The sequence below is a fragment of the Streptomyces sp. NPDC057682 genome (assembly GCF_042799575.1).
Taxonomy (GTDB): Bacteria; Actinomycetota; Actinomycetes; order Streptomycetales; family Streptomycetaceae; genus Streptomyces.
Window position 1 is genome coordinate 136,597 of the sequence record NZ_JBHVIN010000005.1, and the last position, 17,103, is coordinate 153,699.

General features: G+C 72.5%; 9 protein-coding genes. 4 read left to right on the forward strand and 5 right to left on the reverse strand.

The window, feature by feature from the left end:
* Positions 1 to 114: 114 nt before the first annotated feature.
* The 5 genes from ACFVDM_RS10500 to ACFVDM_RS10520 form a co-directional block, all read right to left on the reverse strand.
* Positions 115 to 1,029 (reverse strand): carbohydrate ABC transporter permease, encoded by a 915-nt coding sequence (locus ACFVDM_RS10500; protein WP_383635868.1) that lies wholly within the window; start codon positions 1,027 to 1,029, stop codon positions 115 to 117.
* Positions 1,030 to 1,039: 10 nt separating this feature from the next.
* Positions 1,040 to 1,969 carry a carbohydrate ABC transporter permease gene (locus tag ACFVDM_RS10505; RefSeq protein ID WP_383635871.1) on the reverse strand — a complete coding sequence of 310 codons (930 nt, stop codon included), beginning with the start codon at positions 1,967 to 1,969 and terminating at the stop codon, positions 1,040 to 1,042.
* Positions 1,948 to 3,192, reverse strand: coding sequence for an ABC transporter substrate-binding protein (locus ACFVDM_RS10510; RefSeq protein WP_383635874.1), 1,245 nt, complete (start codon positions 3,190 to 3,192; stop codon positions 1,948 to 1,950). Before ACFVDM_RS10510 ends, ACFVDM_RS10505 begins: the two co-directional genes overlap by 22 nt.
* A 186-nt stretch (positions 3,193 to 3,378) precedes the next feature.
* Positions 3,379 to 5,418, reverse strand: coding sequence for a heparinase (locus tag ACFVDM_RS10515; RefSeq protein ID WP_383635877.1), 2,040 nt, complete (start codon positions 5,416 to 5,418; stop codon positions 3,379 to 3,381).
* The gene (locus ACFVDM_RS10520; protein WP_383635880.1) at positions 5,415 to 6,713 is read right to left on the reverse strand and encodes an alpha-L-fucosidase; all 1,299 of its coding nucleotides are present in this window, start codon (positions 6,711 to 6,713) and stop codon (positions 5,415 to 5,417) included. The genes ACFVDM_RS10515 and ACFVDM_RS10520 overlap by 4 nt, the downstream gene beginning before the upstream one ends.
* Before the next feature lie 109 nt (positions 6,714 to 6,822).
* Here ACFVDM_RS10520 and ACFVDM_RS10525 point away from each other — a divergent pair, with 109 nt between their 5' ends.
* From ACFVDM_RS10525 to ACFVDM_RS10540, 4 genes are all read left to right on the forward strand, one after another.
* Positions 6,823 to 7,653 carry a ribonuclease activity regulator RraA gene (locus ACFVDM_RS10525; protein ID WP_383635883.1) on the forward strand — a complete coding sequence of 277 codons (831 nt, stop codon included), beginning with the start codon at positions 6,823 to 6,825 and terminating at the stop codon, positions 7,651 to 7,653.
* A 300-nt stretch (positions 7,654 to 7,953) separates the two neighbouring features.
* On the forward strand, positions 7,954 to 11,658 hold the full coding sequence (locus ACFVDM_RS10530) for a S8 family serine peptidase (protein ID WP_383635886.1): 3,705 nt from the start codon (positions 7,954 to 7,956) through the stop codon (positions 11,656 to 11,658).
* A gap of 108 nt (positions 11,659 to 11,766) precedes the next feature.
* A complete protein-coding gene (locus ACFVDM_RS10535) occupies positions 11,767 to 12,618 on the forward strand; it encodes a YhjD/YihY/BrkB family envelope integrity protein (RefSeq protein ID WP_383635889.1) in 852 nt (283 codons plus the stop codon).
* Between the two features lie 189 nt (positions 12,619 to 12,807).
* Positions 12,808 to 17,094 (forward strand): S8 family serine peptidase, encoded by a 4,287-nt coding sequence (locus ACFVDM_RS10540; protein ID WP_383635892.1) that lies wholly within the window; start codon positions 12,808 to 12,810, stop codon positions 17,092 to 17,094.
* Positions 17,095 to 17,103 lie beyond the last annotated feature (9 nt).

The following is a 17,103-nucleotide window of genomic DNA, read 5'->3' on the forward strand; positions in this document are numbered from 1 at the left end:
CCGGAGTCCTCTCTGATCGGTGGGGCTGGTGCTCGGACGGGGGCTGTGCCGCCGGACGCCGTGCTCGGGCGCGTCCGGACGTGTGGGGGGTGGGGGAGCCCGTGGTTCAGGGGCTCACCCCTTGACGGCGCCGACGGTGAGACCGCTGATGATGTGGCGCTGCATGTAGATGAAGAAGATGACGACCGGTGCGATCGCGAGCAGAAGGTTGGGGAACACCTTCGTGAGGTCGGTCGAGTACTGGCTGATGCCGGCGTAGACCGCCGTCGTCACCGTGTAGTGCCCGGAGGACGGGCTGAGCAGGATCTGGGGGGAGATGAAGTCGTTCCAGATCCCGATCGAGTTCAGGATCAGCACCGTGACGACCGCCGGACGCATCAGCGGGAAGATGATGGACCAGAACGTGCGGTAGCGGCCCGCGCCGTCGATCGTCGCCGCGTGGTCGATGTCCACCGGGATGGTGCGGATGAAGCCGACGAACAGGAAGATGCTCACCGGCAGCGTGGACGCCACGTCGTGCGCGACCAGACCGGTCACCGTATTGGCGAGCCCGACCTCCCGCAGCACGTAGATCACCGGAATGATCACGGCGGCGCCCGGGATGAAGGTGCCCGCCAGGAAGTACAGCAGCACCAGCTGGGTGCGCCGCTTCAGGCTGCGGGCGATCGCGTACGCGGCGGGCCCGGCGAGCGCGATGCACAGCACGTCCACGACCACGACGAGGAACAGCGTGAAGCCGTACCCGCCGATGACGTTGAACTGCGGACTCGTGATCGCCGCCGACATGTGCTCGAAGGTGAGCCCGCCCAGCGGGATCGAGAACGGGTTGTCGAGGATGTCCTGCTGGGACTTGAACGCGTTCACGACCAGCAGGTAGACCGGCACGATCATCACGACGAACAGCACACCGAGCAGCACCCAGCGCACGGGGGAGCGGGGCTCCTTCCGCTCGGTCTGCCGTACGTCGCCCGTGCCCGCCGGCTCCGCCTTCGGACTGTCGCGGACCTCTGCCGCCTCTAGTACCACCACCACCGGCTCCTTACTGTCCTGTCGCGGCTTGGTCCTGGCGGTTGCGCAGCGCCGTCACCACCAGGGCGAGCACGGCGGACACCACCATGAGGAACACCGCCTGCGCGGTCGCGTACCCGACCTTGGTTCCCTCGAAGGACCGGGCGAGGATGAGATACGTGAACGTCTGGGTCGATCCGGCCGGCCCGCCGCCGGTCAGGGAGACGACGATGTCGTACGCCCGGATGAGTCCGACCAGGTTCAGTACCGTCGCCACGGTCACCACGGGCGCGATCATGGGGATCACGATCCGCAGGTTGATCTGGCGCTTGGAGGCGCCGTCGATCGCCGCCGCCTCCAGCAGTTCGGCGGGCACCGTCTGCAGGGCCGCGACGAACAGCACGACGTTGAAGCCGAAGCCGGCCCACACGATCACGCCGATCAGCGAGACCAGCGCGAACTTCTCGTCGAAGAGGAAGCCCAGCGGTTCGATGCCGAACTTGGCGAGCGTGTTGTTGATGGCCCCGTTGGTCCCCAGGATCGCCGCCCACAGATACCCGAGGATCAGCGCGCTGATCACGTGCGGGAAGTAGGCGACGGCCCGGAAGAACGAGTTCGACCGCGAACGGCCCTTGAGGACCAGGGCGTAGACGAGCCCCAGCCCCACCATCAGGACGGTGCCGAACACGGAGATGAGCCCCGTGACGTACCAGGCGTCCGACGAGCTGGGGTCGTCGAACAGGTGCTTGTAGTTGTCGAGCCCGGTGAACGCCGCGGTGGAGAAACCGTCCCAGTCGGTGAAGCTCAGATAGATCGCGACCCCGACCGGGACGACGGTCATCAGCGTGTAGAGCAGGACGGCCGGGCCCATCATCCCGAGGGAGACCGCCGACTCCCTGATCCGGGCCCGCCGCCGTGCGCCCGCGTCCAGGCCCTGGTTCAGCCCTGCGAGTTCCACCACTTGTCCAATCCCTCGGCGGCCTTCGAGGCGGACGAACCGGTGAACAGCGACTGCACCTGCTTGTTCAGCTCGTCACTGAAGCCGGCTATCGGCTGGTTGGCGCCCGACTTCACGATGACGTTCGGGGCCTTGTCGAGGATCTGCTGCACCGAGGTGCCCAGGCTCGACATCGGGTACGTGAAGCCGCCGCGCAGGTTCCCGTCGGAGGCGAGCTGGCTCTTGATGGCCTCCGGGTCGGTGGTCGCCCACTTCACGAACTTGATGGCCTCCGCCTTGTGGCGGGACTTGTTCACGACGACGTACGGGTTCGACATGTTGCCGAACTGGCCGGACGGGTAGGCGCCGTCGGACGGCATGGAGAACACGCCGATCTCGTCGCTCTTCTTCGCCGCGTCGGCGGCCGGCACGAAGTAGGAGCCCATGATGTACATCGCGGACTTGCCGTTGAGGAAGGCCGTCTGGCCGTCCGCGTACGTCAGGCCGAGGGCGCTCTTCTCCAGGTAGCCCTTGTCGATCCAGCCCTTGTAGTTCTCCAGGTAGGGCAGGTAGCCGCTCTTGGCGAACGAGGCCTTGCCGTCGTTGCGCTTGGCGGTCCACTGCGGGTCGGCGGTGAGGACGCCCGCGTCGGCCATCATGGAGAACTGTGCCCCGGTGACCCACTGGCCCGAGGTCTGCAGCGGCTTGTACCCGGCGTCCTTGAGCTTGCCCATCGCCTCGGTGAACTGGTCCATCGTGTGGATCGCCGAGGCGTCGAGACCGGCCTTGGTGAAGGCGGCCTTGTTGTAGAAGACGAGCGACTGGATCTGCTCGCCCACACCGACCACGTAGTGCTTGCCGTCCAGCGCGTACTGGTCGGTGAGCGGGGCCTTGCTGGTCCAGGACTCGTTCGACAGGTCCGCGAAGAGGGAGGCGGTCTCGGTGGTCGGGATGATCTGCTGGGCGACGTCCGGCGGGTCGCCGGCGGCCAGGTCCTGCCGGAGTTTGGCGTCCGCCGAGATGGTGCCGGTCAGTTCGAGCTTGACCGTCACGCCCGGGTTGGCCTTCTCGTACCGGTCGAAGAGGTCGTTCCAGTACTTCTCCGTCAGGTTCGGGGTGATGTTCACGATGACCCGGAGGGTGGTGCCCTCCGAGGCCGAGTCGGACTCGCCGCCGCAGGCGACGGCGGACGCCATCACCAGGGGGGCGAGGGCGAGTCCGGAGGCACGGCGCCACATGGTCTTCATAAGGACACGCTCCGTTGCGTAGTCGTGAATAATCGATAGCTGGTGTTCAGCCGCAGGGTTCCCGGTGGAGCAGAGGAGGGAGGGTTTCCGGGCGGTCGGGGGTGTGGATCGCCCGGTCGGTGGTGCGTTGCGGTGGAGGTGGGGCGGAGCCCTCATCTCGTGTCTATCGTCTATCGATTGCTGATGCTAAAGGTGCTCACCGCGCTTGTTCAAGGGTGCTGCCGCAACCTCTGAATTCTGCTTCTCCCCGTCCCCCGGGCTCGGTTGCCCCAGGGACCACCGGACGGCGAGGCGGCCCCGCCCCGCACGGGAGCGCGCGGTCAGGGTGAGCCGGGTCAGCCGGGATCCCCAACTGCCCGTCAGCTGCGGGTCGTCCAGCGGACGGACGACGACGTCGGCGTTCGCCTCGGCGGGATCCCAGCGCATCTCCAGGCTCGCGCCGCCGGGTCCGGTGACGGTGGCCCGGCCCGGACCGTGGACCACGTCCCCGGCCAGCACATGACGGATCACCACGTGCTCCCCGCCGCCTTCCCACCGGTCGGCCACCTCCACGTACGCGGTGTTCCCGCGCACCAGCCGCGCCGTGCGCACCCAGCTCGCGACGGCCCCCGGGGGGTAGGCGCCACCGATCTCCGCCGTCATCCTTGCCTCCCGCGCCCCGAGTTCGACCCGAACCTCCCGCGCGGCGAAGCCCGGCCCCGGCCGCTGCCCGCACCCCGGCTCGGGCACGTTGTGCCAGTCGCTGCGCATCGGCCAGGCCGCGTACCGGTCGGGGCCGAAGGTCTGCGCGGTGTACGTGGGCCGGCCGACGTCCACCACCAGGGGTTCGCCGTCCGCCGCCACCCAGTACGTCCCGACGTCCAGATGGTTGTGGTGCTCGCCGTTGTGGCCGGCCTTCACCGCGAGGGCCAGCCCCGCGTGGCTGCCGGCGTGCTCCCGGGCCACCAGGATCTGGAGCCGGGGCAGCCAGGACTCCCGGGCCAGCCACGGAGCCACGGGATCCGGGCCGCCTCCCACAGGGGCCGGGCCGTCGTCCGCGACCGCCCGGCACCACTCCGGGTCCGCCAGCGCCGCCAGCGCCCGGCCCAGCCCCGCCCGCGGCGGAGCCGCGCACCCCTGGAGCCGGGCGCCCGCCACCGCGTGCGCCCGCGTCTCCGGCTGCCCGAGCAGCCCGCCCCAGCGGAACGCGACCCACCAGGGCTGACCCACCGTCAACCGGGCCGGCGCGTCGCCCACGTTCACATAGCGGTCGCCGCCCAGATGCATCCGCTGCGGATAGCGCAGCAGGGCGGCGAGGAGGGGCAGCTCGCGGGCGTCCAGTGCCGGGCCGCCGACTGCGGCGAGCAGATCCAGGATCTCCAGCAGCCGGCACGCCCCCACCCACCAGTAGGCGATGCCCTCGTCGATGCCGCCGTCGTCGGGGAGCGTGGCCACGTAGTGCCCCAGCCCCTCCACGACGAGGCGGACGATCCCGGCCCGCCGGGTCCCGTCCTCGCAGAGCAGCAGCGCGGAGACGAGCACCGCGCCATGGATCCACGGGTTCCAGTTGTTGGCCCCGCCGTCCGCGCCGATCCAGCGCCAGTCCCGCCGCCGCTCGAACGGCAGCAGCACCCGCCGGTCCACCTCGCGCCGCAGCCGGCGCCGCAGCCCCGGCATCCTCCGGTCCAGGAGCGGCCCGAGCGCGTGGTCGGCCCATGCGAACAGCGCGGCCACCTCGGCCGCACCGAGATCGAGGAACGGATCGTCCGGATCCGGGACGAACTCGCCGCGCGCCGACGCGAACCGCTCGTGCGGCGCCCAGCACCACGTACTGGTCTCGGCGAACGCCACGAGCCCGTCGATCGCCGCGTCCAGGTACGGACAGGCGCCCGGCCCCGCCCCGGCGTCCGCCGACCCACCGGTCAGGACGGCGGCCAGGACCAGCCGGGAGACCCGTTCCTGGAGGTCCCAGGCCGCGTCCTCGTACGCGGCGCGCGAGCCGTCCCGGAAGGGCCGCGCCCACGCGCCGGCCGTCAGCAGCGGTGCCGGACGGGCCAACTCCTCGTCCGCGTCCGCCCGTACGCGCTCCCGGAGCGGTTCCGGCACCGCCTCCCAGACCGCGCGGCAGGTGGCGTCGGGCACCCCGATCCGCGCGGCGGGGCCGGCCAGCAGGGCCGCGAGCCCCTCGTCCGGGGCCGCGCGCACCGCCGCGAAGTGCTCCGCCCACGCCCCCGCCGCGGCGCTCACTCCCCGTCCCCCGCGTCCTCGGCCAACTCCAGCTCGATCACCGGCAGCAGGACGTCGGGCCGCGCGATCGGGAGCGTGAGCGTGAGGGTGCCCGCCGGCTGTCCGGGCGGCGCGAGGTTGTTGTGCTCGTGCCGGACCCCGTCCGTCTCGTGGTAGCGGACCTCGGAGCCGTCGTGCAGGAACTGGGCGTAGCGGACCCGGCCGGCCAGGCCCGGCAGATGCAGATGCTTCAGCGGCCAGGACAGCAGGTGCAGATACAGCTTGTTGCCCGCCCGCGTGTACAGGGCGTTCGCCGGTGCCTCCCGGTCGCTCGGCCCGGCGCCGTGCACGGCGCGGCCGTGCGGCAGCATCCATGCCCCGATCGCCCGCAGGGTCTCCCGCGCCCTCGGGTCCAGGGAACCGCGCCCGGTCGGACCGACGTTCAGGATCAGATTGCCGCCGCAGGCGACCGACTGCACCAGCATCCGCACGAGCAGAGCGGGATCCTTGTAGTCGTGGTTGTCGCGGTCGTAGCCCCAGGAGCCGTTCAGCGTGTGGCAGGCCTCCCACACCACCCGCCTGCCGTCGCGCTCCAGCGGACGGTCCGGCTGGTACTGCTCGGGTGTCACGAAGTCGCCGGGGACGCCGAGGCGGTCGTTGACCAGGATGCCCGGCTGGAGCTCGCGCACCAGGGACAGCAGCCTCTCGGCTCCCCATTCCTCCGGGCCCTTCTCCGGGTATGTGAAGTCGAAGAACAGGCTGTCGACCGGACCGTATCCGGTGAGCAGTTCCCGCAGCTGGCCCTCCATGTACGCGCGGTAGCGCGCCATGTCGCGGGGTTCGTCGGCGGCCGGTGTGTCCCGGAGCGGATGGTGTTCGTCCACGGGGAAGTCGGGGTGGTGCCAGTCGAGCAGTGAGTAGTAGAGACCGACCTTCAGTCCCTCGGCGCGCATCGCCTCCACGAACTCCCGGACCAGGTCCCGGCCCGCGGCCCGCACCGAGGTGTAGTCGGTGAGCGCCGAGTCGAACAGGCAGAAGCCGTCGTGGTGCTTGGTCGTCAGCACCGCGTACCGCATCCCGGACTCCCGTGCGGTGCGGGCCAGTTCGCGCGCGTCGAAGAGATCGGGGTCGAAGCGGTGCAGATAACGGTCGTAGTCCTGGAGGGACATGGCCTCGCGGCTGCGCACCCATTCGTGCCGGGCCGCCATGCTGTACAGGCCGAAGTGGACGAAGAGCCCGAAGCGCGCGGCCTCGAACCATCCCGTGGACGCGACGGCATCGGGGGAAGCGGAGGTGCCGGGGGAGGTGCGGGGCACGGAGGACTCCTGACGCATTGACATCACTAATCGATTGGCTGTTATCTACCATCGATAGGCGATGATGTCACTGGCATGGCGTGCGACGAGCGCGCGGAGAGGCAAGTGCATGCACCCGATTGGGGATCAGGAAGCGCCGTCCACGGGCGGATCCCGGCTGAACGGGACGGAGGAGGGCCGCTACGTGTCGATGCGGGCGCCGGTCCACACCGCGGACTACGTACGGCCCACCGACCGGATGGTGGAGGCCCTGGCGGGGGTGAGCGCGGCGACGGCCTGCGCGAAACTGCATCAGATGGGGATCACCCGGACCTTCATCGACGGACCGGTTCCGCTGCACCGCGAGCCGGACGTCAAGGTCACCGGCGGCGCGGTCACCCTCCAGTTCCTGCCGCAGCGCGAGGACGTGTTCAACGGGGCCGAGCAGGAGGACATCGAGGCCAAGACCCCGCTGTGGGGCGTCCTCGAATCCATCCGCCCCGGCGACATCCTCGTCGTGGCCGCCCAGGGCAGCCACTTCACCGGCTGCCTCGGCGACATGCTGGTGCGCTACTTCAAACTGCGCGGCGGCGCCGGGATCGTCGTGGACGGCCGGATCCGTGACGCGGCGCGGATCCGCGCGCTCGGCGTGCCCGTCTGGTGCACCGGGGTCACCCCGCACTACGCCTCCCAGACCGAACTGTTCCCGGCCGCCTACAACGTGCCGGTCGGCGTCGGCGGCACCCTGGTGACGCCCGGCGACCTGATCGTCGCCGACGAGGACGGCGCGGTCGTCGTCCCGCAGGACCGGGCGGTCCCGCTCGCCGAGGACGCCCTGCTGCACCAGGACCGCGAGGCCTTCGCCCGCAAGCGGCTGGACGAGGGCGGACGGCTCTCCGACTACTACCCGCTGACCGGGGCGGGGATGACGGAGTACCTGGCGAGCCGCAACGGGGGCTGAGCGGCCGGACCGGAGGCGCTGGCGACATCACGGCATGACGTGATCTCGCCAGCCCCGGTCCCTTCCTGACGGACGGACCGGGGCCCGAGCATGACGAGCGGTCAGGACCGGTGGCCGTGGCGGACATCGCGGCCACCGGGACCACCGCCCGTTGCCGTCCGGGAGCGGGTGCCGTGCCTCGCCCACCCAGGAGCCCTCATGCAGGCCCGATCCGTTCCGCGCGGCGGAGGCCGTGCTCGGAAGGCAGCGCTGTCCGCCGCCGAGCAAACGGGACTTTCACCACGCGGCAGCCGAGCCCTCGTGCTCGCCGCCGCGCTCGCCGTCTCCCTGGCAGGTCCCCTGCCCGCCGCGACGTCGGCGCCCGCCGCCCCCGTCGGCCTCACCGCACGGGCCGACACCGCGGCGGCCCGTACGGCCACCGTCACGCTGGTCACCGGCGACACGGTCACCGTCACCACGGCGGCCGACGGCGGCACCTCGTACGACGCCGAACCCGCCCCCGGCACCGACACCACCTTCCACACCGAGTCCACGCCCGCCGGCGACACCTATGTCATCCCGGACGGCGCGGGCACCGGGCTCGCCGAAGGCCGCCTGGACCGGGAGCTGTTCAACGTCACCCGGCTCGTCGCCGACGGCCGCGACGACGACGCGCGTGCCACACTGCCGCTGATCGTCGACTACGCGGCAGGCGCCGCCCGGTCCGCGCTCACCGCGCGCGCCGCCGCCCAGCCCGGTGTCGAGCACCACACCGCGCTGCCCTCGCTCGGCGCCACGGCCGTCACCGTCGACAAGACCGACGTCCGGGCCTTCTACCGCAGCGTCATGAACGGGCCGAAGGCGGTCCTCCACCCCGACCGCAAGCTGCACGCGACCCTCGACGTGAGCGTGCCGCAGATCGGCGCCCCCGAGGTGTGGAAGAGCGGGTACCGGGGCGACGGCGTCAAGGTCGCCGTCCTGGACACCGGCATCGACCTGGCCCACCCCGACCTCGCGGACCGCGTCGCCGGTGCGAAGAGCTTCGTGCCGGGACAGGACGTGCAGGACGGCCGCGGCCACGGCACCCACGTCGCCGGGATCGTCGCCGGAAGCGGCGCCGCGTCCGGCGGACGGTACACGGGCGTCGCCCCCGGGGCGCGGCTCCTGGTCGGCAAGGTCCTCGACAACCGGGGCAACGGCGACGAGTCCTCCGTGATCGCCGGGATGGAGTGGGCCGCCGCGCAGGGCGCCGACATCATCTCCATGAGCCTCGGCGCCGAGACGGAGGAGAGCGGCGACCCGATCAGCGAGGCCGTGGACGAGCTGACCGGCTCGTCCGGCGCGCTGTTCGTCATCTCCGCGGGCAACACCGGCCCCGGCCGCACCACCGTCAGCACGCCCGGCATCGCGGCCAGGGCCCTGACCGTCGGCGCGACCGACGCCCAGGACCGGCTCGCCGACTTCTCCAGCCGCGGCCCGACCGTGGGCGGCGCCCTCAAGCCGGAGATCACCGCCCCGGGCGTGAACATCGTTTCCGCCCGTGCCGCGGGCACCCAGCTCGGCCCGGTGGTCGACACCGACTACAGCGCGATCAGCGGCACCTCCATGGCCGCCCCGCACGTCTCGGGCGCCGCCGCGCTCCTCGTGCAGCAGCACCCCGACTGGGGGCCCGAGCGGCTCAAGGACGCCCTGGTCTCCTCCGCGAGGACCGGTGCCGGCAACGACGTGTACGAGCAGGGCACGGGCCGGCTCGCCGTCGACCGGGCCTCCGCCGCCCCGGTCACCGCGACCGGCACCGCCGACTTCGGCGACCTGCGCGACGCCCGGGAACCGCGCGGCAAGGACATCGTCTACACCAACGACGGCGACCGGGACGTCACCCTCGCCCTGGACCTGAAGCTGGACCGGGGTGCCGAGGTGCCCGACGGCGCCGCCACCCTCTCCGCCGCGTCCGTCACCGTCCCGGCGCACGGCAGCCGTGCCGTCACGCTCACCGTCGACCCCTCCCGCACGGGCACCGGACGGTACGACGGCTATCTGACCGCCACCGGGGACGGCCTCACCCGCACCACGGCCGTCGGCTGGACCGAACAGCCCCCGCGCCGCACGGTCACCTTCACGCTCACCGGACGCGACGGCCGGGCCGCGGGCCAGACCAACCTCCAGATCCTCGACCTCACGCCCGGGGACGCCCAGCTCAAGTCCGTCACACTGATGGGCGAGGGCACCTGGCAGACCGTGCTGCCGGAGGGCCACTACGCCCTCCAGTCGCTCGTCACCACCTACGACTCCGGCAAGCGCGTCGTCGCCCTCGACCACTTCGCCGAGCCGGAGTTCGTCGTCGACGGCGACAGCTCCGTGGCCGTCGACGCCCGCCTGGCCCGGCCGCTGACCGCGAGGATCGACGGGGAGGACCGCCCCCTGGAGCGCGCCGCCCTCGGCACCGTCGCCCGCCGCACCCTCGACGACGGGGCGAGCGCCGCGATCGGATCCGCCAAGGGCACGGCCGACAGCACCACCGCGTACGGCGCCATCCCCTCGCACACCACCGCGGAGCACGGCACCTTCGAGTTCACCGCCGAGCACCGGCTGCGCGACCCCCTGGTCCGCGCCACCTGGAACGGCGCGGGCCGCACCGCCGCCCTCGACCTGCTCACCCCCGACCTGGGACGGCGCTTCGACGGCACCCGGACGCTCACGGCGGCCGACGCCGGCACCGGAACCGACGCGGACTACGCGCGCACCGACGTCACCGGCAAGGTCGCCGTCGTCCGCACCAACGGCTGGCTCGTCCCCGTCATCGCCAAGGCCGCCGAGCACGGCGCCACGGCCGTCCTCGTGGTCCTGCCGGCCGACGCGGCGGGCCTCGTCCAGGACAACGGGAACAGCGCCCTGCCCTCGGCCGCCGTCACCGCCGCCCAGGGCGCCCCGCTGCTGGCCGCCCTCGCCGACGGCCCGGCGACCGTGACCTTCGCGGCCCGCCCCGACAGCCGCTTCACGTACACCCTGCCCTTCCACGCCTCCGGCGCCCTGCCCGCCGCCACGACGGCCACCGCGCGCCCCGGACAGTTCGCCCGTCTCGTCAACACCTTCCACGCGGACGGCGCGACCCGTCTCGCGGACGACGTGCTCACCACCTGGCACGGCTGGGAGAAGTCCGCCTTCCGCACCGGTGCCCGGCACCTGGCCCCGGGCACCCGCACCGACTACGTGTACGCGGACGACAGCAGCTACGCCCAGACGGTCCGCACCTCCGATCTGTCCGACGCCGCCCTCGACGAGTACCCGAAGGAGTTCCGGCCGGGCAGCAGCGACGCACGCGCCTGGGGACGCGCCCCGCAGCATCCCACCCTGCCGCGCCGCATCAGCTGCCCGCTCTGCCGCGCCGACACCGGCGCGAGCTTCCTGCTGGCCCCCTACGGCGACTCCGACCCCGGCCACTACGGCACCGGCTTCTCCACGACCACGTTCGCCTACCACCGCGACGGCCAGGAGACCACCTCCGACCGGCTCTTCGTCCCCCAGGACGCCGAGTACCGCATCGACCAGACCGTCCGACGGAGGACCACCGCACTGGAGACCCTCGGCACCCGCACGGACACCTCGTACACCTTCCGCTCCGAGGCGCCCTCGGCAGGAGACACCGCCACCGGCTGCACCGAGGTGTTCGGTGCGGACCACCCGTGCGCCGTCCTGCCGGTGATCTTCATCGACTACGATCTGGCGCTCGACGGCGCCAACAGCGTCTCCGGGCGGCGCTCCGTGCCGCTGCGCATCGCCACCCACCGGACCGACGGCTACCGGGGCGGCACCGTGACGAGCCTGCGGGTCGAGGTCTCGTACGACGACGGCGCCACCTGGGGCGACGCCGCCGAACCCCACGTACGCCCCGACGGCTCCGCCACCACCGTCCTGCACCGGGCACCCGCCGGCGCCGAGACCGCCACTCTGCGGGTCACCGCCCGGGACGCGGCGGGCAACCGCACCCGGCAGACCGTCGTCCGGGCGTTCGCGATCCGGGACTGAGGTCCGTCCGGACACGCGCGGCCCCGGCCCGCTCCCCCCGACGACACGGCGGAGTGGCCCGGGGCCGCCGTGTTGCGTCCAATGGGGGAGGACGGGTCGGGAGGCGGCATGTCGTGGACCAGCCGGGCACGGGACATACGGGCAGGGGCGGAGACACGGTTCCCCGTGCTCTCCGAGCTGACGAACCGGCTGATGAGCGGCAATCTGCTCGACGCCGGGACCCGGCTCGCCGCCCAGGCGTTCCTGGCCTCCGTGCCGCTGCTCTTCGCCCTGGCGGCCTTCGCCCCGCAGAGCGTCCGGGACCAGCTGCGGGAGTCCCTGCGGTCGATGTTCGGGCTGACCGGACGCGCGGACCACGAGCTCCAGCAGGTCCTGGGCGGCTCCGGGTCCGAGGAACTGCGCGAGACCACGGGCATCGTCGGCGCACTCGTCGCCCTGGTCTCGGCCACCAGCTTCAGCCGCGCCATGGCCCGGGTGTGCGAACGGGCCTGGGGACTGCCGAAGGCAGGAACCCGGATCGCGGCCTGGCGCTGGGCGGTGTGGCTGCTGGCCCTGCTGGTCGTCGTCCTCCTCCAGGCACCGCTGCGGGACGGCTTCGGCGCCGGCATGTGGCTGGGCGTGCCGGCCTTCTTCCTCGTCAGCACCGGGGTCTGGCTGTGGACCCAGCACCTGCTGCTCGCGGGCCGGGTGGACTGGCTGCCGCTGCTGCCCGGCTCCCTGCTGGGCGCCTCGGCCACCACCGCCCTCGGCCTCACCGCGCGGCTCTACATGCCGGGGGCGCTCGACCGGGCCCTGGGCGAGTACGGCTCGCTCGGCCTCGTCCTGACGATGCTGTCCTGGCTCATCGTGGTCTGCGGAGCGCTCACCTTCGCGTTCACGATCGGTGCCGTACTGGCCCAGGAACCCCCGCTCAACCGCCGCCTCGGCACCGGCCGGCCCCCGGAGGACCCCGGTCCCTGACCGCCGGGCACCGCTGAAGTCCCGTGCCCCGTCCGCCGGTTCGTCCGGAGGGCGGGGCGCCGTCGCGTTCCGTGCCGGACACGGTGGCGTGCATACGACATGTCGACATCCCGCCACGCCGGGCCGCTGACGTGGACGGGGCCGGTCACCTAGACCTTCCGGGAGGTACTACCGACCGAAAGAGGGACCGTGCGACCACCATCCACTTCCCGCGGGCGAGCGCTCACCGCCATCGCTCTCGCGGCCACCCTGGCGGGCTCCCTGCTGAGCCTCGCCGGACCGACCGCCCAGGCCGCGCAGGCCGCCCCGGGCGCGGAGATCCCGCGCCCGCTCGGCGCCCGCAAGGCCGACGTGCCCAAGGACGTCCGGCACGACAAGCTCGGCGCCCACGACCGCACCCTGCTCGACAAGGCCCGGTCCGGCAAGAAGAAGACCGTCACCGTCCTGCTCGCCGCCCCGAAGGGTGCCACCGCCCGGCTGCGCGCCGACGTCGCCCGACTCGGCGGACACGTCGCCACCGCCGACGACCGGCTCGGCTACGTACGCGCCACCGTGCCGACGGACCGGGCGGAGAAGCTCGCGGAACTCGGCAGCGTCACCGCGATCGACCTCGGCGAGACGTTCGCACTGCCGGACCCGTCCCCCGTCACCGCCGCCGACCGCAAGGCCGGAGCACCCGCGAAGAGCGCTCCCGCCCCCGGCCCGGAGACACCCGCCGCCAACCCCTACCTGCCGACGGCCGACACCGGTGCCGTCGACTTCGTCGCGGACCACCCCGCCTGGGACGGCCGGGGCGTCACCGTCGGCATCCTGGACACCGGAGTGGACCCGAGCCACCCGGCGCTGCGCACCACGACGACCGGAGCGCCCAAGATCGCCGACTGGGTCACCGCCACCGACCCCGTGACCGACCAGGACCCGACCTGGATCGAGATGCGCACCAAGGTGACCGGACCGGCCTTCACCACCGGCGGCGCCGACTGGAAGGCGCCCGAGGGCGACTTCCGGTTCCAGGTCTTCAAGGAGAGCGGCACCTGGGGCAGCGAGCTGGAGGGCGACGTCAACCGCGACGGGGACTACAACGACGGCTTCGGCGTCCTCTACCGCAAGTCCGACCACGCCATCTGGGTCGACACCGATCTCGACCACTCCTTCGAGGCCGACGAGATCGTCCGCCCGTACGCGGAGAGCGGCACCACGGCCCGCTTCGGCACCGACGACCCGGCCACCCCCGTCGTCGAGTCGCTGCCCTTCACCGTCGAATACCGCGACGACGTCGACCTGTCCCCGCGCGGCGGCGGCAACGAGGGCAAGACCGCCGACTTCGTCAACATCGGCATCGTCTCCGGCGCCCACGGCACCCATGTCGCCGGCATCACCGCAGGTCACGGCATGTTCGGCGGGAAGATGAACGGCGCCGCGCCCGGCGCCCGCATCGTCTCCGAGCGCGTCTGCCTCTTCAGCTCGGGCTGCACCTCGTACGCCCTGGTCGAGGGCATGATCGACGCCGTCGTGAACAAGCACGTCGACGTCGTCAACCTCTCCATCGGCGGTCTGCCCGCCCTCAACGACGGCCAGAACGTCCGGGCCGTCCTGTACGACCGGCTCATCGACGAGTACGGCGTACAGATCTTCGTCTCCGCCGGCAACGACGGCCCCGGCATGAACACCGTCGGCGATCCGTCCGTGGCCGGCCGGGTCGTGAGCGTCGGCGCCTCGGTCAGCCGCGAGACCTGGCGGGCCGACTACGGCTCCGAGGTCACGGCAGGCCAGGCGCTCTTCCCGTTCTCGGCCCGGGGACCCCGCGAGGACGGCGGTATGAAGCCGACCCTGATCGCGCCCGGCGCCGCGGTCTCCTCCATACCGACCTGGCTGCCCGGCTCACCCGTTCCCCAGGCCGGATACGAACTGCCACCCGGCTACGGCATGTTCAACGGCACCTCGATGGCCTCCCCGATGGCCACCGGCGACGCGGCCCTGCTGCTCTCCGCCGCCGCGGCCACCGGTCGCGGGAAGATCGCCCCGGCCGCGCTCCGCGCCGCCCTCACCGGCTCCGCCCGCTTCCTCGCCGACGAGCCCGCGTACGCCCAGGGCGCCGGACTGCTCTCCGTGCCCGCCGCCTGGCAGACCCTGGGCCGGGGCGGCCGGACGGCCGAACCCACCGCGTACGACGTGAAGGCGCCCGTCTGCGGCGCGCTCTCCGGCATGCTCGCCACCCCGGACAGCGGCGAGGGCGTCTACAACCGCTGCGCCACGCCCCAGGACGGCGGCCAGGTCACGGGCGAGACCCGCACCTACGACGTCCGGCTCACGCGCACGGGGGAGGGGAGCGCCACCACGCTGCTGTCCTGGCTCGGCAACGACGGCACGTTCGACGCGCCGCGCCGGGTCCGCCTGGACAAGGGACGCACCGTCACCGTCCCGGTCCGCGCCCGCACCGCCTCCACCGGCGCCCACTCCGCCGTCCTGCGCGTCGACGACCCGGCCACCCCGGGCGTCGACCGGATGGTGCTCGTCACCGTCGTCGTCGCCGAGCGCCCGGCCGCCCCCTCCTACCGGACCACGGCCTCCGGTGACGCCGTGCGCAACCGGACCCGCTCGGTGTTCGTCACCGTTCCCAAGGGCGCCGCGGCCGTCCGCGTCGCCATGGACCGGATCGCGAAGGACTCCCAGACGCGCTTCCTGGCCGTCGACCCCCAGGGCCTGCCGGTCGACGACACCGCCGCCGGCCGCTGCTACACCCACTACTCCGACGAGAAGGACTGCGACTCCACCACCCGGGTGTACGAGCACCCGATGCCCGGTGTCTGGGAGTTCGAGATTGAGAGCCGCCGCACCTCGCCGCTGCTGAAGAACCCCTACCGGCTGACCGCCACCGTCCAGGGAGCCACCGTCGACCCGCCGTCGGCCGTGGTCGACGAGGCGGCACTGCACGCCCCGCTGGAGCGGAACGTCACCGCCGTCAACACCTTCGCTCCGGTCCGGGCCCACGCGGCCGGCGGTGCGCTGGGAGCCCTGGCGCAGGCCCGGCCCACCCTCGGCGACCAGCAGATGACCGGCAAGCAGATCACCGTGCCCCGGGACGCCTCGCGCTTCGAGGTGTCCATGGGCAACGCCTCCGACCCGAAGGCCGACCTGGACCTGTTCCTCGTCGCCCAGAGCGGTGCGGTGGTGGGTTCCTCCACCAACGGCGGCTCCCAGGAGACGATCACCGTGGACAAGCCCGCCCCCGGCTACTACCTGCTCTACATCGCGGGGGTCAGCGTTCCCTCCGGGAGCACGGAGTTCGACATCCAGGACACGCTGTTCTCCGACTCGCTCGGCTCCACGACGGTGGAGGACGACACCCCCGCCGACCTCGCGTCCGGGGCGTCGCTGGCCGTCCGGGGCCGGATGGTTCCCGATACCCGGCCGCCCGCCGGCCGCCGTCCGGTCGGCCGCTTCTCCCTGGTCACCGACGACGGCACCGTCATCGGCAGCTCCGACGTCCTGATCGGCGCGGTCACCCAGCCGAAGGCGGAGGTCACCGGTTCGTTCGGCCCGGCCATCGCCTTCGATCTCGACGACCGGGGCCGGATCGTCGGGTCCAAGCAGACCGCCGGCCGCTCCCAGCCCATCCGCTGGGATGCGGAGAGCGGCGTCACGGCGCTGGACAACGCCGGAGCCCGCGAGGGCCACGCGCTCAACGCCAGCCCGGAAGCCGGCTACGCCGTCGGGCAGTTGACGCGTTCCGAGGGCGGCACCCGGGGCGGCGTCTGGGCCCCGGACGGCACCCTCACCACGCTGCCGCTGCCCGACTGGGAGACGTACACCTACGACCGGGCCTTCGCCGTCAACGACGAGGGCACCGTCGTCGGCAACGCCTCCGGGCTGGTCACCGACCCGGCCACCGGCCGCAGGCTCACGGTCAACGACGGCTTCGTCTGGACGAAGGACGGCGGATTCACGAAGCTGCCGCACCTGACCTCGCAGCGCGACCTCACCGAACCACTGGCCGTGAACAACTCCGGTCTCGTCGTCGGCCACTCCCGAAAGGACGGACAGCGCCGGGCCGTGGAGTGGGCCCCCGACGGTACGGTCACCGACCTCGGCACCCTGCCCGGCATGGCGGACAGCATCGCCCGCGACATCAATGAGGCCGGGACGGTCGTCGGCACCAGCGGCCACGACGCCTTCGTCCTCGGGAAGGGCGGCACGATGACCCGGCTGCCGGACTTCGGCTTCGACGCCGACGCCCTCGCCGTCAACGAGGCCGGCTGGATCGTCGGCACCGCGGAACTCCAGCCCGACGCCACCACAGCGGTCGTATGGGATCCGCAGGGCCGGATGTACGACCTCTCGGCCATGGTGGACACCCAGCACTGGGTGCCGACCGAGGGCATCGGGGTGAACAACCGGGGCGAGGCCGCGTTCTACGCCACGGACCGGACGGACGGCGGTTCGACGAAGGTCGTCACCGCCCGCCTGCCCGGCTGAGGCCGCACG